Origin of the sequence: Photobacterium andalusiense (assembly GCF_900185625.1) — a bacterium.
Lineage (GTDB): Bacteria > Pseudomonadota > Gammaproteobacteria > Enterobacterales > Vibrionaceae > Photobacterium > Photobacterium aquimaris.
This window is the reverse complement of sequence record NZ_FYAJ01000005.1, coordinates 179,949-204,762: the sequence shown is the minus strand read 5'-3', so window position 1 is coordinate 204,762 and position 24,814 is coordinate 179,949. Positions and strand designations below refer to the sequence as shown.

Annotated in this window: 21 protein-coding genes; 20 read left to right on the top strand and 1 reads right to left on the bottom strand. The window is 41.9% G+C overall.

Annotated features, from left to right (window positions below):
• The first annotated feature begins 2 nt into the window (after positions 1 to 2).
• From PAND9192_RS13840 to tldD, 19 genes are all read left to right on the top strand, one after another.
• Entirely contained in the window at positions 3 to 851 is an 849-nt protein-coding gene (locus tag PAND9192_RS13840) for an ExeA family protein (RefSeq protein WP_087854262.1), read from the top strand.
• A complete protein-coding gene (locus tag PAND9192_RS13835) occupies positions 848 to 1,984 on the top strand; it encodes a tetratricopeptide repeat protein (RefSeq protein WP_087854261.1) in 1,137 nt (378 codons plus the stop codon). The genes PAND9192_RS13840 and PAND9192_RS13835 overlap by 4 nt, the downstream gene beginning before the upstream one ends.
• A gap of 3 nt (positions 1,985 to 1,987) precedes the next feature.
• Positions 1,988 to 3,703: a GspE/PulE family protein gene (locus PAND9192_RS13830; protein WP_087854260.1), complete on the top strand. Its 1,716-nt coding sequence runs from the start codon at positions 1,988 to 1,990 to the stop codon at positions 3,701 to 3,703.
• A 7-nt stretch (positions 3,704 to 3,710) separates the two neighbouring features.
• Positions 3,711 to 4,934, top strand: coding sequence for a type II secretion system F family protein (locus PAND9192_RS13825; RefSeq protein ID WP_087854259.1), 1,224 nt, complete (start codon positions 3,711 to 3,713; stop codon positions 4,932 to 4,934).
• Between the two features lie 273 nt (positions 4,935 to 5,207).
• Positions 5,208 to 5,813: a type II secretion system protein gene (locus PAND9192_RS13820; protein ID WP_234999147.1), complete on the top strand. Its 606-nt coding sequence runs from the start codon at positions 5,208 to 5,210 to the stop codon at positions 5,811 to 5,813.
• Positions 5,814 to 5,815: 2 nt separating this feature from the next.
• Complete coding sequence (locus PAND9192_RS13815; RefSeq protein WP_087854258.1) at positions 5,816 to 6,310, top strand: type II secretion system protein; 495 nt, start codon at positions 5,816 to 5,818, stop codon at positions 6,308 to 6,310.
• 86 nt (positions 6,311 to 6,396) lie between these two features.
• On the top strand, positions 6,397 to 6,849 hold the full coding sequence (locus PAND9192_RS13810) for a type II secretion system protein (protein ID WP_087854257.1): 453 nt from the start codon (positions 6,397 to 6,399) through the stop codon (positions 6,847 to 6,849).
• A complete protein-coding gene (locus tag PAND9192_RS13805; RefSeq protein ID WP_087854256.1) occupies positions 6,846 to 7,445 on the top strand; it encodes a PulJ/GspJ family protein in 600 nt (199 codons plus the stop codon). Before PAND9192_RS13810 ends, PAND9192_RS13805 begins: the two co-directional genes overlap by 4 nt.
• A complete protein-coding gene (locus PAND9192_RS13800; RefSeq protein WP_087854255.1) occupies positions 7,445 to 8,206 on the top strand; it encodes a PilW family protein in 762 nt (253 codons plus the stop codon). Before PAND9192_RS13805 ends, PAND9192_RS13800 begins: the two co-directional genes overlap by 1 nt.
• Complete coding sequence (locus tag PAND9192_RS13795; protein WP_087854254.1) at positions 8,196 to 8,639, top strand: MSHA biogenesis protein MshP; 444 nt, start codon at positions 8,196 to 8,198, stop codon at positions 8,637 to 8,639. Before PAND9192_RS13800 ends, PAND9192_RS13795 begins: the two co-directional genes overlap by 11 nt.
• Complete coding sequence (locus PAND9192_RS13790; protein WP_087854253.1) at positions 8,636 to 11,653, top strand: DUF6701 domain-containing protein; 3,018 nt, start codon at positions 8,636 to 8,638, stop codon at positions 11,651 to 11,653. The genes PAND9192_RS13795 and PAND9192_RS13790 overlap by 4 nt, the downstream gene beginning before the upstream one ends.
• Positions 11,654 to 11,773: 120 nt before the next feature.
• Positions 11,774 to 12,817 carry a rod shape-determining protein MreB gene (mreB, locus tag PAND9192_RS13785; RefSeq protein ID WP_036793121.1) on the top strand — a complete coding sequence of 348 codons (1,044 nt, stop codon included), beginning with the start codon at positions 11,774 to 11,776 and terminating at the stop codon, positions 12,815 to 12,817.
• A 40-nt stretch (positions 12,818 to 12,857) separates the two neighbouring features.
• Positions 12,858 to 13,814, top strand: coding sequence for a rod shape-determining protein MreC (mreC, locus tag PAND9192_RS13780; protein ID WP_087854252.1), 957 nt, complete (start codon positions 12,858 to 12,860; stop codon positions 13,812 to 13,814).
• The gene (gene mreD, locus PAND9192_RS13775) at positions 13,801 to 14,289 is read left to right on the top strand and encodes a rod shape-determining protein MreD (RefSeq protein ID WP_060998335.1); all 489 of its coding nucleotides are present in this window, start codon (positions 13,801 to 13,803) and stop codon (positions 14,287 to 14,289) included. The genes mreC and mreD overlap by 14 nt, the downstream gene beginning before the upstream one ends.
• 120 nt (positions 14,290 to 14,409) lie before the next feature.
• Positions 14,410 to 14,982, top strand: a complete 573-nt coding sequence (locus PAND9192_RS13770) for a Maf family protein (protein WP_087854251.1) — start codon at positions 14,410 to 14,412, stop codon at positions 14,980 to 14,982.
• Between the two features lie 12 nt (positions 14,983 to 14,994).
• Positions 14,995 to 16,464 carry a ribonuclease G gene (gene rng, locus PAND9192_RS13765; RefSeq protein WP_087854250.1) on the top strand — a complete coding sequence of 490 codons (1,470 nt, stop codon included), beginning with the start codon at positions 14,995 to 14,997 and terminating at the stop codon, positions 16,462 to 16,464.
• A gap of 22 nt (positions 16,465 to 16,486) precedes the next feature.
• Entirely contained in the window at positions 16,487 to 20,368 is a 3,882-nt protein-coding gene (locus PAND9192_RS13760) for a YhdP family protein (RefSeq protein ID WP_087854249.1), read from the top strand.
• Between the two features lie 65 nt (positions 20,369 to 20,433).
• Positions 20,434 to 21,255 carry a carbon-nitrogen hydrolase family protein gene (locus PAND9192_RS13755; RefSeq protein ID WP_087854248.1) on the top strand — a complete coding sequence of 274 codons (822 nt, stop codon included), beginning with the start codon at positions 20,434 to 20,436 and terminating at the stop codon, positions 21,253 to 21,255.
• A 14-nt stretch (positions 21,256 to 21,269) separates the two neighbouring features.
• The gene (tldD, locus tag PAND9192_RS13750; protein ID WP_087854247.1) at positions 21,270 to 22,718 is read left to right on the top strand and encodes a metalloprotease TldD; all 1,449 of its coding nucleotides are present in this window, start codon (positions 21,270 to 21,272) and stop codon (positions 22,716 to 22,718) included.
• Between the two features lie 102 nt (positions 22,719 to 22,820).
• Here tldD and yjgA read toward each other — a convergent pair whose 3' ends face one another.
• The gene (gene yjgA / locus PAND9192_RS13745; protein WP_065167054.1) at positions 22,821 to 23,345 is read right to left on the bottom strand and encodes a ribosome biogenesis factor YjgA; all 525 of its coding nucleotides are present in this window, start codon (positions 23,343 to 23,345) and stop codon (positions 22,821 to 22,823) included.
• Positions 23,346 to 23,459: 114 nt separating this feature from the next.
• Between yjgA and pmbA the strand changes: the two genes are divergently transcribed.
• Positions 23,460 to 24,803, top strand: a complete 1,344-nt coding sequence (gene pmbA, locus PAND9192_RS13740) for a metalloprotease PmbA (RefSeq protein WP_087854246.1) — start codon at positions 23,460 to 23,462, stop codon at positions 24,801 to 24,803.
• Positions 24,804 to 24,814: the final 11 nt, after the last annotated feature.

The window sequence follows — 24,814 nt, the reverse complement described above, 5'->3', positions numbered from 1 at the left end:
TGATGTATTTATCGCATTTTGGATTGCAACAAGCACCATTTTCATTGACCCCGAATACAGCCTTATTTCATGCTTTACCAACCCATTTAACCGCTATCGAGACTGTGTTAGCTGGGTTGGCTATGGGCGAGGGAATTATGCAGTTATCCGGTGAAGTGGGAACGGGAAAAACCCTCGTTTGCCGAATGTTAATCAATCGCTTACCTCCTCAATACGATTTGGTTTACTTGCCGACACCTGCTCAGTGTGGGCTGAGCTTGCAAGTGGCATTAGCTGATGAATTAGGAATTAAAATTGATACTGAACGACATCGACTGACGGTTGATATTCACGATCAATTATTGCACCGCAAAGCTAACGGGCGTGCCGTAGTGGTGGTGATCGATGAAGCACAAGCATTGGCTGATGATGCACTCGAAATGATCCGTTTGTTGGGTAATCTAGAAACGGAATCAGAAAAATTACTTCATATTGTGTTAATTGGACAGCCTGAACTCGATCAGCGCTTAGCTGCACATCAGTTACGTCAATTGCAACAACGGATCACTTTACGAGCAATGCTATTGCCGTTAAATGAGGCAGAGGTTGTGGCTTATATTGAACATCGGCTGTTGAACGCTGGTCGACAGTCGCCATTGTTTTCTATTGCCCAATCGCGAGCTATTTGGTTTGCCAGTGGTGGCATTCCAAGGTTGGTTAATCAATTAGCACATAAAGCATTATTAGCGGCTTATAGTGAGCAACGACAATGTATTTGTCAGCAAGATATTAATATTGCAATTGCTGATACTGTCGCGGCTCGACAATCAAGTCGGTTGTGGTGGCAATGGTTGAGATGGAAATATTTATGAGTGAGCTAAATCGTCGCCTGAGTGCTTTAGCACAACAACAGCCTCATGGCGCAGATATGGCATTAGAGCCAGCAACGATAAGACCAATACCTCGCTACCGTCATCGTATTGTTGTGGCGATCATTATGGGATTGTTAGTGATAGCGATATTTATCGTGTTCAGCAAAAGTTGGTATCAACTTACGCCAGTGATGACTAAAAAATCAGCTGTAACGCCGCAGTCAGAGATAGCACCAATACCTACAACAACGTTGGTTAAACCAACCATTGTGGCGACACCTGTTGTATCTGTGACACCAAATGTTGCCGTAACGGATGTGAAATCATCTTTGGTTGAGTTGCCCATTGCTGAGCCTGCAATTGAAACATTAGAGATCGAACAAGAGTTAGCCAGTTCATATGAACAAGGCTACGACAGTGGTTATCAACACGCATTAACTGAGCTGCAACCAATAAAAAAGATCACTGTCGCGTCACCGCCAACAGTGAAGCCTAAACCTAAACCTAAACCTAAACCATTACCAAGTCATTTATCGATTCAAACTGTAGCGTTAACAGCATCACAGTTGGCAGATGTTGAATACCGTAAAGCCCAAAAAGCGTTGCGTCAGGCAAATAGTCGCCAAGGGATCATTCATCTTGAAGCGGCATTAAAATATCGTCCGCAATGGGTGGTTGCAAGGCAAAAACTGGCGGCATTATATTATGGCCGTGGTGATGAACGCCAAGCGGTGACGATGCTACAGCAAGGGTTACAACTGCAACCTAACAATACTGAGTTGCGGTTAACATTGGCTAAATTACTGGTTAATGAACAACAACTTCAAGCAGCATTAGTACTCTTGCAGCAACCAAAGGATGTTGATTCAGTGGCTTTGTTAGCGATGCGAGCGGGATTGGCGCAGCAGTTAAATAATACTGGCTTAGCACTTACGAGTTATCAACAATTGTTACGTCATGATGCAACGGACGGTCGCTGGTGGTTAGGATTAGCCATCGCTCAAGAGCGCAATCAGCAACCAGCGTTAGCATTGGCTGCTTATCGTAACGGATTAACCCATGGTGGGTTGTCGTCAGCGTCACAACAATTTATTCAACAACGTATCATGGCGCTACAAACGCAAAGGAGCTAGCAGATGCAAATTCGATTACGTAAACGTTTAGGTGATCTGTTGGTTGATGAGCACATTATTGCGCAGCAGCAACTGGATCAAGCCCTGAACCAACAACAAGTCACGGGACGTAAGCTCGGGGATACCTTAATTGGAATGGGATTTCTGAGTGAACAACAATTGCTGCAATTTTTAGCGCAGCAATTAGATATTCTGTTGGTTGATCTGACTCGAGTAGTGGTTGATAGTGAGGTGGTGAGTTTACTGTCAGAGGTTCACGCACGTCGGTTACGCGCTTTAGTAATCAGCCGTCGTGGTGAGGTGGTACGGGTTGCGATGAGTGATCCCGCCGATCTGGCGATGCAAGAAGCGCTGCTTAACCAATTACAGAACTATCAAGTTGAGTTTGTGATCGCACCAGAACGGCAGTTGATCACCGCTTTTGATCGTTACTATCGTCGCACTAAAGAAATAGCCTCGTTTGCTGAACAACTTAACGCAGAGCATCAAACTCAACAACATTACGGGTTTGGGTTTGATGACCATGATAATGATGAAATGACAGTGGTAAAGCTGATCAATTCATTGTTTGAAGATGCGTTGCAAGTCGGCGCCTCAGATATTCATATTGAACCTGATGAAAATGTGTTGCGTATACGGCAGCGTATTGATGGTATTTTGCATGAAACCTTATTGAATGAAAGTAGTGTTGCATCTGCATTAGTTTTACGACTTAAGCTCATGAGTGGGCTTGATATTTCAGAAAAACGGTTACCACAAGATGGACGTTTTAATGTCAAAGTGCGCGATCATTCAGTTGATATTCGACTATCGACAATGCCTGTCCAATATGGTGAGTCGGTGGTGATGCGATTATTGGATCAATCTGCCGGAATTCTCGATCTCGATCATGTTGGGATGCCAGCCGATCTTTTAGTACGTATTCGACGCCAATTAAAGCGCCCTCATGGCATGATTTTAGTTACCGGACCTACAGGATCGGGTAAAACTACCACCTTATATGGCGCGCTTAACGAACTTAATGTAGCAGGTAAAAAATTAATTACCGCAGAAGATCCGGTTGAATATCGCTTACCGCGAGTGAATCAGGTTCAAGTAAATAATAAAATCGGGCTGACGTTTTCATCGATTTTACGGACTTTTTTACGTCAAGATCCTGATGTGATTTTAGTGGGTGAAATGCGTGATCAAGAAACAGTTGAAATTGGATTACGGGCGGCATTGACTGGCCATTTAGTACTCTCAACATTACATACCAATAATGCGATAGATAGTGCCTTACGTATGATTGATATGCAGGCACCTGGCTATCTGGTTGCTAGCGCCGTAAGGGCTGTATTAGCACAGCGGTTAGTACGCCGAGTATGCCGCGATTGTTCTCAAATTGCAGTATTAGAAGATGAACAGCAACTGTGGCTACGATCGCGTAATTTTAGTGATGATCATCGTGCATTTAAGCTCGGACAAGGCTGCCAAAGCTGTAATTTTACTGGTTATAAAGGCCGTATCGGGGTGTTTGAGTTATTAGAAATTGATCAATCGATGATGGATGCCTTGCGCAATAATAATGCGGTACTGTTTAGCCAAATAGCTCGCGCCAGTGATGGTTATCAGCCATTGGTTGAATCGGCAATGGCGATGGCATTGGCGGGAGTAACCAGTTTAGATGAAGTGATGTTGTTAGCCGAAGGTGATTTTAATGATTGTCGAATTGGGTAGCCTGTAAATGAAATGCTTTAGTTATCGTGGTCGTAATGCGCAAGGTAAGATTTTGCGCGGTCAACTCGACGCTGTTACTCAATCAGTAGCTGCCGATCAATTGCTACGCCAAGGTATTATTCCGTTAGAAATCACACCGACAACGAACAATAAGTATTTATCATTTTCGCTGAATGATTTATGGCAGCGCCAGTTACCACTTGAAGTATTAGTGATTTTTTGTCGCCAATTATACAGTTTAACTAAAGCTGGCGTACCGCTGTTACGGGCTTTTAAAGGTTTAGAGCAAAGTACCAATCATCCATTATTGCGCTCAACTTTAGCTGAGGTAGCAGCGGAGTTAACTAATGGACATTCGTTATCGTCTGCAATGAAGCAACATCCACGAGTTTTTTCTGATTTGTTTGTGTCGATGATCCATGTTGGTGAAAATACGGGTCGCTTGGATCAGACTTTGTTGCAGCTAGCGAATTATTATCAGCAAGAAATGGATACTCGGCGTCAAATAAAATCAGCCATGCGCTATCCAATGTTTGTGATGGTAGCGATTGGATTGGCGCTGGTGGTGTTAAATACGCAAGTGATTCCACAGTTTGCTGGTATGTTTGCGCGTTTTGGGGTTGATTTACCGTGGCCAACCAAAGTGTTGATTACTACCTCGAATATGTTTGTTAATTATTGGCCGTTAATGATTATTTTAGGGGGAGCAACTTGGGGAGGTATTCGTTTATGGCGTAATACAGTTGCAGGTCAACAGCGGTGGGATCTGTGGCGACTACGGGTACCGATTGTTGGCAGTATTGTTAATCGCGCCTTGATGGCACGTTTTTCACGTACCTTTGCATTAATGGTGCGGGCGGGGTTACCGCTCAACCAAGCCTTAAAAATGGCCGCCGAAGCATTAGATAATCGCTTTTTAGAGCAGCGGTTATTGGAAATGAAATTGGGGATTGAAAGTGGTTCAAGTATTGCCACCACTGCGGCTAATACTGAAATTTTTACGCCATTAGTGTTACAGATGATAGCTGTCGGTGAAGAAACAGGTCAAATTGATGATTTGTTATTAGAAGCGGCTGATTTTTACGAGCGTGAAGTCGATTATGATCTCACCACGCTCACCGCGCGTATTGAGCCATTATTATTATTAGTGGTGTCGGCAATGGTGTTATTACTGGCGCTGGGTATTTTCTTGCCGATGTGGGGAATGTTAGATGTCGCTAACAGTGGTTAATATTTATAAAATATAATAATTTAACGTTATTATTTTTTAATTAACTAAAATATTAATTAACTACTAACAATTATATTAATGGTTAGATTGTGGTTCATATTAAATATAGTGATGATTTATTCTAAAAAAGGATATTAATAATCTTTTTTGGTATTTATCTTTATTTTTTCTATTTTAAATTAATTGGTTACAAAAAAATCGTTGGCAATATTTTGACAAGGTGAGAAAATATTAAGATAGTTTTTTGACAGTTTATGTTGTTAGGAATAACTATTGTCAACCCAACATAAAAGCTGGTCATTTATTGAATTAATTATTGTGATGGCCATGATTAGTTTATTAATTGCCTTCGCGTTACCACGACTAATTAATATTATTCAGCAAGCTAAACAAGCCGCTATTGTAACTATTAGTGGTAATTTTTCGACGGCGGTTCTTTCTGCGCGAATGCAGTGGGAAGCTGATGGTCGTCCTCAAATGGCTAAAGATAATAATATTGTAAATTATGATGGTAGCGTTTTTAAATTAACGCCAATTACAATCAAGCAGTCAACATTGATTGGTTATCCGTTTGCATTGTTAACCAGTAAGACCGCTAACGTTAGTCAAATAACGGCTCAAGATTGTGTTGATTTAATCAGCCATTTATTACAGCCCCCACCGTTAGCAACAGCGATTAGCGCTGATGCTGCCGTGGGAAAATATAGTTTTTTCGCCACAGTTGAACGTCAATATGGCTATCAACAGTGTCGTTATTATCAGCTAGCAACTGTTAGCAATTATCGCTTCGATGCAATCAATGTTATTGCCGGGCATTCATTTACTTACATACCGACTCAAGGTCGAGTTGAAGTGAATTTACATCAAACAAAGGACTAGTTATGAAACGTCAAAACGGTTTTACATTAATTGAATTGGTAGTGGTGATTGTAATTCTAGGCATTTTAGCCGTCACTGCCGCACCAAAGTTTTTGAACTTACAAGACGATGCGCGTGCGTCATCACTGCAAGGCCTAAAAGGTGCAATTGATGGTGCTGCTGGGATCACTTATGGTAAGGCAGCGATTCAGGGTGTTGAGAGTGTATCTGCTGCCAATACAACTGTTGATAATATCGAGATTATTTATGGTTACCCAACAGCAACTTCTGCCGGTATTGGTGCTGCAATGACTGGCTTTAGTGATTGGCAGGTTGTGACAGGTACAGGTACTGATGCTGGTGAAAATAAAACAATAAAATTAACGTTTAAGAATAGTAAGGCAGACACTGATGAGTGTCTAGTTACGTATACATCAGCAGTTAATGCTAATACGCCAGCAAAAGCAGAGGTCACTTCTGGTGCTGGTTGTACACCTTCATCTAAATCATCTGATTAATATCTAGCGCTCTGCGGAGCGCTATTTAATGATGTTATTTTATTAGAAATAGCATCATTAAATACTATTTAGCAAAGGTTAACGCTGTGGCGCGACAACAAGGGTTCACCTTAATTGAACTGGTGATGGTGATCATTGTATTAGCCATTATTTCCGTTACGGCTGCCAGTCGTTATGCGTCTAAATCAAGTTTTAGCGCTGAGCTAATCCGCGATCAAGCGATCTCAATCGCTCGCCAAATTCAAATTAGTGCCATGCAACAGCAACAGTTAGCCTGTGCCTCTTTGACCATCACTGAATCGTTATTTGGTTGTGCTACTCAGCAAACTTCAGCCAATTATCTTATAACCACCAACGATCAGGTTACGATCACCCCAAACTATTTTCTGAGCTTTAATTTACTTGGGCAGCCACTCAATGCTCAAGGTGAGCGCCAGTGTATTACTGGATGCGAGATCAGCTTTACAGCGAGTAATAATAACCAGGTGCAAATGTGTATTAATCAGCAAGGTTATATTCATAGCGGAGTTTGTTTATGAACCGCGGAAGTCATCCAACGCAAGTAGGATTTACGCTGATTGAAATGATCATTAGCTTGGTTATTTTTGCGATGGCAATGGTGGTGTTAAGCCGGTTTTTATTTCCACAAATTACGCTATCAGCTGAGCCGCATTATCAAGCTCGTGCCGCGGCGTTAGCCAATGCGATGATGAATGAAATTTTGGCGCGTAAATTTGATGCTAACAGTGATGATAATGGTGAGCAAATTCGCTGTGATGACACTCAAGATTTGCAAGGTGTTGAAATTGATAATCCTTGTGCAATAACTCTCGTTGCCAATACCGAGCAGCAGCAACTTACTACGGTTGATGATTATATTGGCTGTTGGCAGGGCAAGAGTGCGAGTTGTCAAGATGGCAATGGTCGCCCTTTAAGTAATGCGCTGGGAAATTCAATTGCTGCTGACTACAGCCATTTTACGGTAACTGTGGCTATTTTTTACGATAACAATCTCACCAATAATCCTAACTCGACTACAGCTGTAACCCCACATAACTATAAGCGGATTAATATGGTGGTTGATAGTGGCCGCTATGGTCGTTACTCGTTCAGTGCATACCGAGGCAATTATTAATGCAGTTACGGCGCGCGCAAGGATTTACATTAATCGAGTTGATCATGGTGATGGTAGTGATGGCGATTATTACTATTGGTATTGGTCGCTTTGTTAGTCTGGGGACTGAGGGCTATTTACAAACTCGCGATCGAGAACAATTACAATCTCAAGCGCGATTTGCGGTTGAGCGAGTTGCGCGTGAGCTACGAAATGCGGTGCCTAATAGCCTTAAAATTACCAATAATGGTCAATGTCTATCATTTAAGCCGATTCAGTTCAGTGGCGATTATAGTAATCAAAGCTTAACGGATATTACGGCGATCATCGGCTATGTGACGCAGACTGCCACACCTGTTTTTCAACCTCAGATGCGGTTAGTTATTAACCCTCATAAAGCTCAAGATTTTGATGTTGCTAGTGATCAAGTTGCGACAGTCACAGCCATAAATAAAGGAGCAGTCGCTAATCAATGGCAGTTTGAGCTTGATGGCCAGCATAGCTTTGATAGCGGTTCATTAGCACAACGTTTTTACACCTATACCCACAGTGTGACGTTTTGCATTGAAGGCAATAGTCTGACTCACACCACTATTGACAATGCGGGCTCTCAATCACAACCGGTATTAATTGCTCAATATATCGATAGCAGTTTGTCGATGTTTAGCATTGATAATGCCGCCCTTGCACGCAGTGCATTAGTTGCGTGGCAATTTACTTTTACCCGTAATGGTGAATCAAGCCGTTATAACCATACCGTACAGGTGATGAATGCGCCGTAATTGTTCTCGATTAGCAATCAAGCAAACAGGTAGTGCTCTAGTGGTGGTTATTTTTATTATTACCGTGATGGCAATGATGGCCGCAGCGATGATCAAAATTAACGCCTCACAAGCTGCAACCACCACTCAAGAAATACAGGGTACTCGAGCGTGGTTTGCAGCTCACAGCGGGATTGAAATTAGTCTCAATAAATTATTCCCGATTGGTGATCCTAAGCAAATGTTAACTTGTGCTGTGATTTCTAAGCAGATCCCGCTGGTGGATTTTGATGGTTGTGAGGTCAGGGTGGAATGTAATGAATTTGCAGCTAACGACGATGCAGTGGTTGGTGTAGAACGAAGAATTCAACTGCGTAGTACAGGACGTTGTGGTAGTGGTCAATATCAAGTGGCTCGTCAGCAACAAGTGTGGGTAAAGGGATTAGCACAATGAGAGGCCATATTTTTATCGGTGTTTTATGGTTATTATTTTTGATTCCATTATTTGTTAATGCTGCGAGTGATGCTAATCAAAACCTAAGCGTAATGAATCTATCACAGAGTAATACTACAAATGATATGTGTGCTTTATTTCCAGGACCAGTACAAACTTGGCAAGGTTCTGATGGTAAGTTTGAGGGAAGTCATAAACTTAATATAACTGGCACTGCAATTATAAATAGTAACCATTATATTGGTTTTAATACGGTTAAAAATACAAGTGGCTCAAACAGTCATGTTAATGATTTTTGTGAAGGTAAATCTTGTCAGCCGATAGGTGAAAATAAAAATCTTTATGCTGAAAAAATAAAATTAGATTTATGGCCTCAAGTAGATGATGGTAATTTATCTAAACAACGAGATTTCGGTGATAAAAAAATATTTTGGTTTAATACCATTAATTTAAGCAATAAAAATATTGTATTCCCTTCAGGATCTGTTGTGCATGTGAAAAAGATGACGCTGAATAATTCGTCATTATCTTCAGAATCTAAAAAAGCTGATGATTTATTAATATTTGTGCATGATTTAAAACCTAGCCAAGATATTCTGCATGAGTGGGTTGATTTAAATGCGGGCACTCAAGTTACGGCGTTAATTTATTCAGAACGTAATTTATTCATGTCTAATGGTAATAATATAAAAGTAACGCGTGTTACTGGTGCAGTAACTGCTCCTAATTTGGTAATGACAGGTAAAAAAAATAAATTACGAACTGAAATTATTGGTCAAAGTGCGTGCTTTGAAGCCCAACCTGAATATCAATTAGCAATGACTCCTACCGTTGCAACCTCAACCTTGTGTGAACATCAGAAAATAGAGTTTTTAGTATCAAAAGTTGGTGCGAGTAAGTCTGACTTTGAAGGTGATATCTCATTTAGTCTTAGCTCTTCGACTGGCGGTAAATGGGCGCGTAATGTTGGGTTTAATAATGCGACCTCATTTGGTGTTGGAACCTCAACGTTTGTGCTGAAAAATAGTGACTCAAGACGTGTTATTTGGTTACAACCTAATGGTGCTGAAACGGTGACGGTTACTGCATCGATTGCTAATATGGCGGGTGATAAGCCGGTAGGGAAATATACATTCATTCCGGGTGGGTTTAGTGTCACTCCCAATAACAATAATATTATTGCAGGTCAGCCATTTTCGGTAACAGTTAAAGCGGTGGCTTGTGCTAATCAACCCAATCTTAATGATGCTGTTATTACTCAATATAGTGGTGTCAAGCAACTTGAGTTTGATACTCGTTATCTAGCACCGTCTCAAGGTCAATATCATGTTGGTGCGGTGAAGGGGGCCGATGAGTTATCGTCATTAAAGGTCAATTTTACCAACGGTATCTCTGATGCTATTCGAATGCGTTATCGTGACGCCGGAAGTGTTAATTTAGTCGTTAAAGATAAAACCTGTACCAGTGACTACTGTGAGCTTATAACAACTAAAACTAATCAACTTAAAACCACAGATCTTCCGCAAGGGTTGGTGGGCGAAGCGAGTGTACATTCGCGCCCTTGGACATTTGCGATGTGTCCTCAAGCAGGCGACAGCTTTACTGGAACGGCAAATAGTGGTGATGGTTTAGTTGCTGCTGGGGATGCTTTTGTTATGCGGGCTAAGCCGCTGCAATGGCAGCCAGGCGATAAGGTAAATAATGCTATTGATGTTAGCGATGATAAATATTGCCAGCGACCGATTACGCCTAACTTCTTTGCTCAAACAGCGCCCGATGCAATAGTAACCGCTTCTATTGCTGGTATTGATACGCCCCAAAATGGTCGTAGTGGTGAGTTAAGTGGTACTACTCGTCAACAACATAATGATTCTCATGATAATACGGCAATAATTTTTGATGATTTGCGTTGGAATGAGGTTGGCAGTGTCAAGTTAGCAATGACTGCCGATAGTTATCTTGGTATGACGATAAATCCTAGCCAGCGCGCGATTGGGCGTTTTTATCCAAAACAATTTGTGATTAAAAACAGTAGCATCATCAATGCCCATACGGAATCAACACCGTTCACTTATATGGATCAAACCTTTACTGCTAATGCGACAATTGAAGCGCAAAATGCAGCTGGCGAAGCAACGCTGAATTACGGTAAATTTGCCCCTCAGTTAAAAGAGAGTTTATTATTAACCGCGGTCGATCTTAATCAAAATAGATCATTAAATGATGTCAGTATGCGGCTTGATCAATCTAATTTAGTTGGCGGTTGGCAGTACAGTTGGCAGCAAGCACAGCTTACTATCAAGGATGGCGAACTGGCATTTACACGGCTACCAAAACCAAATAATCAATTAGCGACAACGACAACTACCGTAGATGGTCCATTTAAGATTGGTTTAGGTTTGTCAGTGATACCGCGAACTGACTGCTTAACATTGGGTTGTACTGATTTTGCCAATAAAACTCAGCCATTACAGCGTTATAATCAGCCCCAACTATTAACAGCGCCTCTAAATGGCGAAGTGGATAGTCGTTATGGACGAATGGTACTTGATGATGCCAGTGGTGTGTTTGATCAACCGCTGACGATGCCATTAAAGGTTGAATATTGGAATGGTGATCAGTTTATAATTAATGCCGATGACAGTCGTTCCCACTTTGATAGTCGGTATTCATGTAAGCAAACTATTTATCCTTTAATACCACCAACAAGTTTTGCTGAATTAAAGCCATTGAATGATAATGTTCTTAAAGGTAAAAACAATGTCTTACAAGCATTACCAAATTTAACTAATAATGAATATTTAAAGCAACAAGTACGATTTTGGATACGTATTGCTGATAAAGCAGCTGCTGATATTGGTTGTTCTGAAAACAATAAACAATATCAACCATGGCTGACATTTAATTGGCGTGGGGTTGGTGATGAGGACCCTTCAGGGCTGGTCACCTTTGGCAGTTATCGAGGTAATGATCGTATCATTTATCGCTCGGAAACGGCCGTAATCAACCCATAGCACAAATAAATTGCGTGTCTAGACGCGGTTTCGCGATCCATATCTTGTTTCACTTGGTTGCACTTGATACATTGAGCGCAATTTACGATTTTTTAACGCTTGCAGGAATAGCTGAAGACTATGTTTAAGAAGCTTCGTGGCATGTTTTCCAATGACTTGTCTATTGACTTGGGCACAGCCAACACCCTTATTTATGTCAAAGGACAAGGAATTGTTCTTGATGAACCCTCTGTTGTGGCTATTCGTCAAGATCGCGCGGGGGCAACCAAAAGTGTTGCTGCAGTAGGCCATGATGCCAAATTGATGCTTGGTCGTACGCCAGGTAATATTGCCGCCATTCGTCCAATGAAAGACGGTGTTATTGCCGATTTTTACGTAACTGAAAAAATGCTGCAGCACTTTATTAAACAAGTGCATGACAATAGCTTTTTACGCCCAAGCCCACGTGTATTAGTGGCAGTACCTTGCGGTTCAACTCAAGTTGAGCGCCGTGCAATTCGTGAATCAGCACAAGGTGCTGGTGCGCGTGAAGTGTATTTAATTGATGAGCCAATGGCTGCTGCAATCGGTGCTGGAATGCCAGTATCAGAAGCAACAGGTTCAATGGTGATCGATATCGGTGGTGGTACGACTGAAGTTGCGGTTATTTCATTAAATGGTGTGGTGTACTCATCATCAGTACGTATCGGTGGTGATCGCTTTGATGAAGCGATTATTAACTATGTACGCCGTAATTACGGTAGTTTGATTGGTGAAGCTACTGCTGAACGTATTAAGCATGAAATTGGCTCGGCATATCCGGGTGATGAAGTGCGTGAAATTGAAGTTCGTGGTCGTAATCTTGCAGAAGGTGTTCCACGTAGCTTTACGCTAAACTCAAATGAGATTTTAGAAGCATTGCAAGAGCCGTTAACGGGGATTGTGTCTGCAGTAATGGTTGCACTTGAGCAGTGTCCACCTGAACTCGCTTCTGATATTTCAGAGCGCGGTATGGTATTAACTGGTGGTGGCGCATTGTTGCGTGATCTTGATCGTTTGCTTACTGAAGAAACGGGTATTCCGGTTGTTGTAGCTGAAGATCCACTAACGTGTGTAGCACGTGGTGGTGGTAAAGCGCTTGAAATGATTGATATGCATGGTGGCGATCTCTTCAGCGAAGAATAATACCATCATAGGTGTTTAACTAAACAGGTTATAGCGTTATATGAAACCTATATTTAGCAGAGGTCCATCTCTGCAATTACGCCTGTTTCTTGCTATATTATTATCGGCTAGCTTAATGCTAGCCGATAGTCGTCTTGGTGCTTTTGCCAATATTCGTTATTTATTGAATTCGGCGGTTGCGCCACTGCAATATGCTGCTAATTTACCGCGTGAAATGTTAGATGTCCTACGGGGGCAATTCAGTTCTCACCAACGATTATTGACAGAGAATAAAGCATTAAAACGTGATTTATTAGTCATGAAAAGTAATGTGTTATTACTTGATCAATTACAGCAAGAAAATCAGCGTTTAAGAAGTTTACTCGGTTCTCCATTTGTTCGCGACGAGCGTAAAATGGTGGCAGAAGTGATGGCGGTTGATTCTGATCCTTATAGTTATCAAGTGATGATTAATAAAGGCCGTATTGATGGCGTTTATGAAGGTCAGCCAGTCATTAACGATAAAGGTATTGTCGGTCAGGTTTCTTATGTTGGAGCGCATAATAGTCGCGTATTATTATTAATCGATCCTACTAATGCTATTCCAGTACAAGTTGTTCGTAATGATATTCGAGTTATTGCCACTGGTGGTGGTCGTGATCAGCAAATATTGTTAGAGCATGTACCAAGCAGCACTGACATAAAGAAAGGCGATTTACTGGTAAGTTCAGGCTTAGGTGGTCGTTATCCAGAAGGTTATCCTGTGGCACGAGTAACATCGTTCTCATTTGATAATAAACGTCCATTTGCAAAAATTACTGCCAAAGCAACGGTACAATTTGATCGTTTGCGGTATCTATTATTAGTGTGGCCAACAGATCGCGTTAAAACCAACGCTCAGCCAACGGTTAACAAGGCTGGTCCAGCAACGGTTATTGAAGCTGTCGCGCCTGCAGCAGTAACCACAGCGGCTCCTGTGGTGCCAGTACCAGAAAAGGTAAATCATGCCAACCAATAAAGCACATGGTCGAATCTGGATTTGGTTATCATTTTTATTTGCGTTAGTGCTGCAAGCAGTACCATGGCCAGGAGAGCTTGAACCTTTTCGACCATCATGGGTCGTATTAGTGACTTGCTATTGGGTATTAGCATTGCCTCATCGAGTCAATGTTGGTACTGCGCTAGTTGTGGGCTTATTGTGGGATTTAACCTTAGGCTCAACACTGGGTGTGCGTGGTTTAATGTTGTCAGTGATCGCTTATATTATTGCGCTCAACTTTAGAGTATTGCGTAATTTATCGCTCTGGCAACAAGCTATCGTGATAGCATTATTGTCAGTGGCAGCTAAATTAATTGAATTTTGGGCTGAATATTTAGTTTCAAATATTAGTTTTTATCCGCAACAGCTGTGGGCTGCATTATTAAATTTTATATTATGGCCATGGCTATTTTTATTATTGCGCCGCATTCGACGTAAATTAGCGATTCGTTAGTGACGATGAATATTATAGGGGGAAGCCAGTCGGTGTTCCCCTTTGTTCTTTTGGCGTAATAATTTCCACATCATTTTATAAACTATTTTTAAATTACCAATTATTTAATACAGGATAATTATGGCCGCTATTCAACTTTACCTAGCCTCTGGTTCACCGCGTCGAATGGAGCTTTTGACGCAACTTGGTTATCACTTTGAGCGTATAGTGGTTGATGTTGAAGAGTGCCATCAAGCACAAGAAACTGCCGCGCAATATGTGCAACGCTTGTCACGTGATAAAGCATTAGCAGGCGTAAAAGCAGCAGCTAATGACATTCCTGTCCTTGGTGCTGATACGATTGTTGTGGTAGATCAACAAATTCTAGAAAAACCTGTCGATTTTGACGATTCTGCGCGTATGCTGAGGTTATTATCAGGACGGCAGCATCAAGTGATGACTGCAATCACTTTAGCAACATCATCACACAGTCAAACCTGTTTAGTAACCACCCAGGTGTGGTTTAAAACTTTGTCCGATAACGATATTAAAAAATACTGGCAAAGTGGTGAACCGCAAGATAAGGCCGGAAGTTATGGCATTCAAGGCATTGGTGGCAAATTTATTACCCGTATTGACGGCAGTTATTATGCTGTGATGGGGTTACCATTAGTGGAAACCGACATCATGGTGCAAGATTTTTTAAAGTTATAAGTAGAGGCAACCATGGGCACTGAGCTGCTAATAAATGTGACGCCGAGTGAAACGCGTGTCGCAATGATTGAGGGAGGTGTTTTGCAAGAGATTCACATTGAACGTGAATCAAAGCGAGGCATCGTCGGCAATATTTATAAAGGACGTGTTAGCCGCGTGTTACCCGGAATGCAGGCTGCATTTGTGGATATTGGCTTAGACAAAGCTGCATTTTTACATGCGTCAGATATCGTTCCACACACTGAATGTGTAGCTGAAAACGAAAAAAAACAATTTAAAGTTCGTGATATTTCCGAGCTTGTTCGTCAGGGACAAGATATTGTGGTGCAAGTGGTTAAAGATCCTCTTGGCACTAAAGGTGCGCGTTTAACCACTGATATCACATTGCCATCACGCTATTTAGTGTTTATGCCTGGAGCTAGTCACGTTGGTGTTTCTCAGCGAATTGCTTGTGAAAAAGAACGTGGTCGTTTGAAAAAAGCGGTGGCACAGCATTGTGATCATCTTGGTGGCTTTATTATTCGTACTGCCGCTGAAGGCGCAGATCCTGATGAAGTTGCTCAAGATGCAGCATTTTTAAAGCATTTATGGCGTAAAGTCATCGAGCGTCGTGCGAAATACAAACCGCGCTCAATGCTTTATGGTGAGCTAGGATTGGCACAGCGTATTTTACGTGATTTTGTTGGTACTGAAATTAACCACATTCAGGTCGATTCACGGGTTGCGTTTGATAAGCTTAAAGAGTTTACTGATGAATTCGTGCCTGAAGTTACCGAAAATATTGAATATTATTCTGGTGATCAGCCTATTTTTGATCTTTATGATACTGAAGCGGAAATTCAACGTTCGCTTGATCGTAAAGTGGAAATGAAATCTGGCGGCTATTTAATTATTGATCAAACCGAAGCCATGACTACTGTCGATATTAATACTGGCGCCTTTGTTGGCCGTCGTAATCTCGATGAAACTATTTTTAATACCAATATTGAAGCCACTAAAGCCATTGCTCGTCAATTACGATTACGTAATCTTGGCGGTATTATCATTATCGACTTTATTGATATGGCGTTGGAAGAGCATCAACGCCGAGTCTTACAGGCGTTAGAACAAGCCTTATCGTTTGATCGAGTGAAAACCAATATCAATGGCTTTACTCAGTTAGGCTTAGTTGAAATGACTCGCAAACGTACTCGTGAAAGTATTGAACATGTGTTGTGTAATACTTGCCCATCTTGCGAAGGTCGCGGTACGGTTAAAACGGTTGAAAGCGTGTGTTATGAACTTTTACGAGAAATTACTCGTGTAAACCGTGCTTATGATGCCGATCGATTTGTAGTTTATGTATCTTCAGCCGTCGGTGATGCATTAGCGGGTGATGAATATCATGCGTTAGCAGAGTTAGAAGTATTTATCGGTAAGCAAGTAAAAATCAAACCAGAACCTCTTTATACTCAAGAGCAGTTTGATGTTGTTATGATGTAATATACTTAATGAGGAAGTAACAGTGCCCAAGATTCTCGTACGCCTTGTACGGGGTGGTTTATGGTTAATAGTGATCACATCATTACTCTTAGCATCGTTAATCACCGGTTTAAGGTTACTGCTTCCTCATCTCAATGATTACCGCCAGCCGATTGCCCAATGGGTATCTCAGCAGGCGGACATTTCTTTAAAACTGACTAATATCGAAGGCCGCTGGCAAGCTGCTGGTCCGGCTTTAACGGTTAGCGGTATTATGATTGCTTCGCCAGATGATACTCGGCCATTAGCCACCATTGGCAAGGTCGGGTTTTATTTCGATATTTGGCATTCAGCCCTGCATTTACGGCCTATATTTAAACAAGTTACCATTAGTCAGGTGAATGTTGATCTAACCAAAATAAAGCCGTCTTCAGCTACACCTAACGTTGCTAACACCAGTTTAGCGCAACGAGTAGAACAGCTATTTTTTACCCGCTTAGGTGAATTTCAACTGCTCGATTCATCAGTGTCATTTGTGGCACCTTCTGGCGCTTCGCAGCAACTTAATATTAAGCAACTTGATTGGGCTAATGTTGGAGGACGTCATTTAGCGCAAGGCAGTATTAGTTTTACCAATACTGATCTTGGTCAGTTAGCGATTAAAGCCAACCTTTCAGAACAGGGTGGGCTGAATAGCTTATCTGGTCGTTTGTATATCAAAGGTGAGCATGTTTCCGTGACGCCATGGCTTAATAAGCAGTTAGCTGGAGTGGCAAATATAACTCACAGTGAAATTGGGGTTGAGGCATGGCTAACGTTAAAAGACGGCCAGATTAAAAGCAGTCAAGCCAAGATCAACAATAGTACTATTGATTGGCAAGCAGGTGACCAACAACATCAAATTAATATTAAGCAGGGGTTGGTGGCGTTAAGACCAATTCGCTTAGCTGATGGTTCAAGAAGTTGGCGAATTGACACTGAAAAATTTGCAATCTATACCGATGATGTTGCATGGCCGACGTTTGATATTGCTGGTCAATTACGGTTTGGTGATCAAGACCAACTCCAGCAATGGAAGTTGGCGTTAAGTAATATTGCCTTACAACGGCTATTACCACTGATTAATTTCCTGCCTTCGACTAATTCGATGGTTAATAGCCTGCAACACCTGCAACCGAGTGGATTATTGACCCAAATTCGAGTGGCAGGGCAAGCCAATAAAGTGCCGCGATTCTCGTTTAAGGTGCAGCAATTAAGTGTTAAACCGTGGCAATGGATCCCTGGTATTAATCACTTAAATGCCACTATTGTCGGTGATGGTCAGCAAGGTAAAGTGACCATCAATACTACCGCAGATAGTTTTGCTTATGAGCGCGTATTTGCCAAACCACTCAAAGTCAATCAAGCGCAAATTGAAGCTTATTGGCATCGAAGTGCGCAAGTGACCACTTTTTGGAGTGATCATCTTGCTATAGCGACGCCTGATTTAACCTTTGCGGGTCAAGCTCGCGTTGATATGCCACTCAATGCGCCAACGTGGTTGTCGTTATATGGCGAAGCTAATGTGGTTGATGCAGGTCAAACGTGGCGTTATTTACCACGACCAGCACTTGGTAATGATCTTACTGATTATTTATCCAAGGCAATTAAAGGCGGACAAGTGAAGTCTGCTCGTATCCTATGGTATGGCGCCTTGAATGATTTCCCTTACCAACGTCATGATGGTGTATTTCAAGCATTTGTACCATTAACGCATGCCAAATTTAGTTTTGATCCAAAGTGGCCACTGTTGCGTGACATGCAACTTAATTTGTTATTTGAAAATGACAAAATGTACATTGATTCTAATCACGTCAAAACACTGGCTGCCTATAGCCCTAAGGTTGTGGGTGAGGCTGATTTAACGCCAAACGGCGCGCTGAAATTAGGTATAGATTTGGCTGCGACAGGGCCACAAGTCCACCAATATATGCTCAATAGCCCGTTAGCAGACTCGGTGGGGAGTGCATTGACAACCATTGAGGTTGCAGGGCCTGTTACCGCTAAATTGAATTTAAATATTCCCTTTAATGGCACTGACGTAGATGCTAGCGGTAAGGTGTATTTTAAAAATAATCCGATCACGCTAACGACGCCTCATTTAGCGATAGACAATGTCAATGGCAGTTTGAGTTTTAAGAATAGCGCGATTAAAGCTCAAGGGCTGACGGGAATGCTATATCACCAACCAATTCAATTTGGCTTTAATGGTGATCATGTAAACAATACGCTTGAATATAAGGTTAATGTTAGTGTCGGTGGTCAATGGCAAGTTGCTAAATTAAAAGATTATTTACCGTCAATTGTGACCGATAATGTGACTGGTAGTAGTGATTGGCAAGCGCAAGTTGGGGTTAATATTAACGCTAAACATGTTAGCTATAATGTTGCGGCTACCCTGCCTTTAAAGCAGGTGCGTAGTCAATTACCGTATCCGCTGCAGCAACCTCAAGATACAGCAGCACTAACGGTACACGTGAATGGCGATGCATCTCATTTGTATGCGCAAGCTTTATTGCCCGATGTGGCGTACCAAGCTCAAATGTCGTTATTAACCCCAGTGCCTAAAATCACTGCCAGTAATTTAACTGTCGGTAAAAGAAGTCTATTAACTCAGCCATTGCAGGGGCAATTAGTGCAACTTAATAGTCGTAAATTTAATGCTGATCAATGGCTGAGTTTGATAAAAAGCGCACCCGTGAGTGAGGTTAAATCTTCAGCAATCAGTCACAGCAATGAATTTTCATTACCTTTGCCGACGCGAATAACAGCAAAAGTGGCTAAGTTAACCTTAGGTGGGCTGGATTGGCATCAAGTTAATAGTGTGGCAACACGTGGTCAAGGATGGTCGATAAAACTGGCATCACGAGAAGCGAATGGTTATATCTCGTGGGTTCACAATCAGCCGTTAAATGTGATTTTGAAATCGTTACATCTTAATTTGCCACAATTAAATCAACAGCCGCCAGCGGCATTGTTAACACCATTATTAGCCACCAAACAACCATCAACCATAGTGACAACCAATGATCGTAGTATTATGGTCGCAATACCGAAAATAGACTTATCGATTGCTGATGCATGGTTACAAGGTTATCGCTTAGGTGCGGTGACAGCGACGTTAACTAAGAGCCGTAACCATTTACAACTACAACAGCTTAAAATTAAATCTGGTAACGTGAGTCTAAAGGCAAGTGGTGATTGGAGTATTGCCAAGCAGCATAATCACACCCAACTTGATGTGGCTATCAGTGGCAGTAATAGTACGGATTTATTAGATCGGTTTGGGATTTCAGGCAGCGTACAGAATGCGCCATTTAATACTCATGTCATGGTTAACTGGCAAGGTACACCGTGGGGCATTGATAGACGCACATTAAATGGCAAAGTGAGTACTGATATTGGTAAAGGGGTTGTCAGTGGTGTCGGTGGTGCTGGGCGACTGCTGGGGTTGTTTAGTCTGGATTCAATTATTCGAAAAATGAAACTCGATTTTTCAGGGGTATTTGATAACGGTTTAGCGTTTAATTATATTCGCGGCAATGGCACCATCAAAGATGGTATTTTTGATAGTAATAATATCAAGATGCAAGCGTTAGCCGGTGATATGTATATTAACGGTAAAGTGAACTTAATTGATGAAAAGGTTAATGCTAACGTTAAATTTATTCCTGATTTCACCTCAGGATTACCAGTAATGACCGCTTTTGCTGTCGCACCGCAAGTCGCATTATATGTGTTTGCGATTTCAACTGTTTTGTCACCGGTATTGGATGTTATTACGCAAGTGAATTACCAAGTTACAGGTCCGATAGCTGCGCCGAAAGTCGTTGAGCGCTCACGCCTAGAAGGCGAATATAAAATACCAGAGGACAGTAAGTTTTAAACTGATTTTTTGGTTACGATAGCAATGAATATAATTGATTTTATTTATCGTTCAGGGAGATAGCCATGACAAAGATTGGTGTAGTACAAATGAACTCAGGCACTGATCCTGAGCGTAACCTGAGCCAATTAAAGAAATTTATGCAAGGGTTACAACTACAAGGGGCTAAGTTAGTTGTTACCCCTGAAAATACCGTCGTTTTTGGCAGTAAAGCAGATTATCAACGTTGGGCTGAACCCTTAGGTGATGGCCCGTTGCAACAGCAATTATCTCAGTTTGCGCATCAGTTAGGGATTTGGTTATTGATCGGTTCAATGCCAATTTTACAGCCTGATGGTAGCATCACCACCACCGCTGTGCTGTTTGATGATCACGGTAAAATTCAGGCGCATTATAATAAAATGCATATGTTTGATGTTAATGTTGCTGATAAACATCAGAGTTATCGAGAATCTGATACCTTTAAAGCTGGCGATGATATAAAAGTTATAGATACTCCGTTTGGTAAACTTGGGTTATCGATTTGTTATGACATTCGTTTTCCGCAACTTTATGGCGAGTTACGACAGCAAGGTGCTGATATTATTGTTATTCCAGCAGCATTTACTAAGTTAACTGGGCGTGCTCATTGGGAAGTGTTAGTACGAGCGCGAGCAATTGAAACTCAGTGTTGGGTTGTTGCCGCAGCGCAATGGGGCGAGCACAATGAAACGCGAGAAACCTGGGGTCATTCAATGATTGTTGATCCGTGGGGACAAGTGGTTGCCTGCCAACAACAAGGAACGGGTGTTCTGACAGCGAATGTTGATTTACAATTAGCAAATAAGATTCGTACCAATATGCCAGTGGCTGATCATGCTCGCTTGGTGTTCAGTCATATTCAATAATTAAGAGCAAATTAATGACCCTTAACACAGTAGAAACTACCATGCTTGACCAGTCAGGTCTTGGTCGTGATGAATTGCATAACATTCTTGGCTTAATTGCTACTCGTGATGTTGATTATGCTGATATTTATTTTCAATCATGCTGGCATGAATCGTTAGTTTTAGAAGACAGTATTATTAAAGACGGCTCGTTTAACATTGACCGCGGTGTTGGTGTGCGTGCTGTTGCGGGTGAGAAAACCGGTTTTGCTTACTCAGATCAAATTAACTTATTGGCATTAACTCAAAGTGCCAAAGCTGCGCGTGGTATCGTGCGTCAAGGTGGTAACGGTAAAGTTCAGACATTTGCGCCAATGACATCGTCAGGTATTTATTCACCGATTAATCCATTAGGTAGTTTTGATAAATACCAAAAAATTGCCTTGCTTGAAGAAATTGATCGTTATATTCGTACTAAAGAGCCGTTAGTAACAGAGGTCTCTGCCAGTATTAATGGTGTTTATGAAGAAGTGCTAGTGGCTGCGTTAGATGGCACTTATGCGGCAGACATTCGTCCATTAGTGCGGTTATCGATCAGTGTATTGGTTGAAAAAGGCGATAAGCGCGAACGTGGTAGTGCTGGTGGTGGTGGTCGTTATGGCTACGAGACATTTTTAACAGAAGATGCGAATGGTAAAAGCCAAGCGATCTTTTTTGCTGATGAAGCGATTCGTCAGGCATTGGTTAACCTTGAAGCTGATGCAGCGCCTGCTGGCACGATGCCGATTGTACTTGGTGCTGGTTGGCCTGGAGTGTTATTACATGAAGCGGTTGGACACGGTTTAGAAGGTGACTTTAACCGTAAAGGCTCATCAATGTTTGCCGGTCAAATGGGGCAACAAGTGACTTCGCCATTATGTACCATTGTCGATGATGGTACGTTAGTCGATCGCCGAGGCTCAATCAATATTGATGATGAAGGTACACCAGCCCAACATAATGTGTTGATTGAAGGCGGTAAACTTAAAGGCTATATGCAGGATAAGTTAAACGCGCGCTTAATGGGTGTTGCACCTACAGGTAATGGTCGTCGTGAATCCTATGCCCATTTACCAATGCCACGTATGACCAATACTTACATGTTACCTGGAGAACATACGCCAGAAGAAATTATTGCCAGTGTCAAACATGGTATCTACGCTCCCAACTTTGGTGGCGGTCAAGTAGATATTACCTCAGGTAAATTTGTATTTTCTGCTTCAGAAGCTTACTTAATTGAAAACGGTAAAGTCACTCGTCCAATTAAAGGTGCGACCTTAATTGGTAGTGGTATTGAAGCGATGCAGCAAGTGTCGATGGTCGGTAACGATCTTGATATTGACCGTGGTGTCGGTGTGTGTGGTAAAGCGGGTCAGAGCGTGCCTGTAGGGGTTGGTCAGCCAACCTTGAAGATTGACTCAATGACTGTAGGTGGCACTGAATAACGACTTGCGGCTATTTGAGCGTCGCAACAACAATATCGTATTAATAAAAATGCCAGCAGCAATGCTGGCATTTTTGTTATTTATTACCACTAATGGTGTGCATTAGTCAGCAAGGTATAGTGCTTTTAGACATTGGAATATCTCACGATACGCTTTGCCTGGTTTTTCCTGTGCCTTTTCTTTGGCTGCTTGACGCATCAATTGGCGTAGGTGTTGGCGATCAGCATCGGGATGATCAACCATAATCGCATTTAACATGCTATCACCATTTTCAACCAACTTATCACGTTTGATTTCAAGCTTTTTAAGAGCAACAGTGTGTTGTGAGTGCTTATTATTTAATTTATCAAGTGCAGCTTGAATTGGTTCGAGATCCATGTGACGCATCTGCTTACCAATAAATTGCAATTGACGACGACGCGCTTCTTTACTAAAGCGTTGCGCATCTTTAATTGCAGCCATCATTTCGTCATCTAATGGCACTTTTGCTAGTGCGTTAGGTGTTAGCTCAACTAGCGCTTCACCAATTTTTTGCAACTCTTCCATGTCGCGTTTCATCTCAGACTTACTGACCCAGATGATTTCTTCTTCTTCATCCCAAGGGGCTTTTTTGTTTTTACGGCTCATAAATGGGCTCACTCATTGTATCAATAGTTCTATTTTATCAGTTTAATAACGATTTTGGGCGTAAATTACATTATTCTATAACTAATAAGCTAAACCCTAACCTTAAGTGATTGTATGGACGTAAGAGAACAGGTTGCTCATCAGCGTGTTGAACTTGAAGCCGCGGTAGCAAAAGCGCTTGAAGTTGCTGGTAAACAGGCTGATGCAGCCGAAGTAGCCATTAACAAAACAACAGGTATCAGTGTTTCAACTCGCATGTGTGAAGTTGAGAATGTTGAATTTAATAGCGATGGTGCGCTAGGCATTACCGTGTATCGCGGTAACCGTAAAGGCAGCGCCTCAACATCAGATTTAAGTGAAGCGGCTATTGCTCAAACTGTAGCTGCTGCATTAGATATTGCAAATTATACTTCTGAAGATCCATTTGCAGGGCCTGGACCTGCAGAATTAATGGCGCGTAATATTCCTGATTTAGACTTGTTTCACCCTGACGAGCCTGAACCTGATCATGCAGCTGCTGTTGCAATTGCTGCCGAAGAAGCGGCATTGGCGTTTGATCCACGCGTAAAACAAAGTGATGGTGCAAGCTATGACAGTCACTATGGTGTTCGTGTTTACGGTAATAGCCACGGCATGCTAGCCAGTTATGCCTCTAGTCGTCATAGCATTAGTTGCTGTGTGATCGGTGAAGGTAAAAACGGCAATATGGAGCGTGATTACAGCTATACTACCTCACGTTTAGCCTCTGATATGTGGACGCCTGAACGTGTCGGTCGTCATGCAGCAGAGCGTACCGTAAGCCGAATTGATCCACAAAAACTGACCACGCGTGAAGCACCAGTAATGTTTGCTGCTGATATTGCAACAGGGTTATTTGGTCATTTAGTGATGGGTATCAGCGGCGCTAATTTATACCGCAAATCATCGTTTTTACTTGATAAACTCGGTGAGCAGGTTTTCCCTGAGTGGTTAAATATCAGTGAGCGTCCGCATATTCTACGTGGTATGGCAAGTACCCCGTTTGATAGTGAAGGTTTGGCAACTTATGATCGTGAAATCATCACCGATGGTGCATTGCAGACGTATTTATTGACCAGCTATGCGGCGCGTAAAATGAAGATGCAGCCAACGGGCCATGCGGGTGGTATTCATAACTGGCTAGTATCATCAACCGGTGAAAGCTTTGAGCAAATGCTGAAGAAGATGGATCGTGGTTTGTTGGTGACAGAGTTAATGGGTCAAGGGGTTAACATTATCACTGGCGATTACTCGCGTGGTGCTGCTGGCTTCTGGGTTGAGAATGGTCAAATTCAATATCCGGTTTCTGAAATTACCATTGCTGGTAACCTGAAAGATATGATGCAAAATATTGTTGCCATTGGTAGTGATACTGAAACGCGCAGTCAGATACTTACCGGATCAATGTTATTAGATTCAATGAAAATTGCGGGTGAATAATCGTTGTTAAT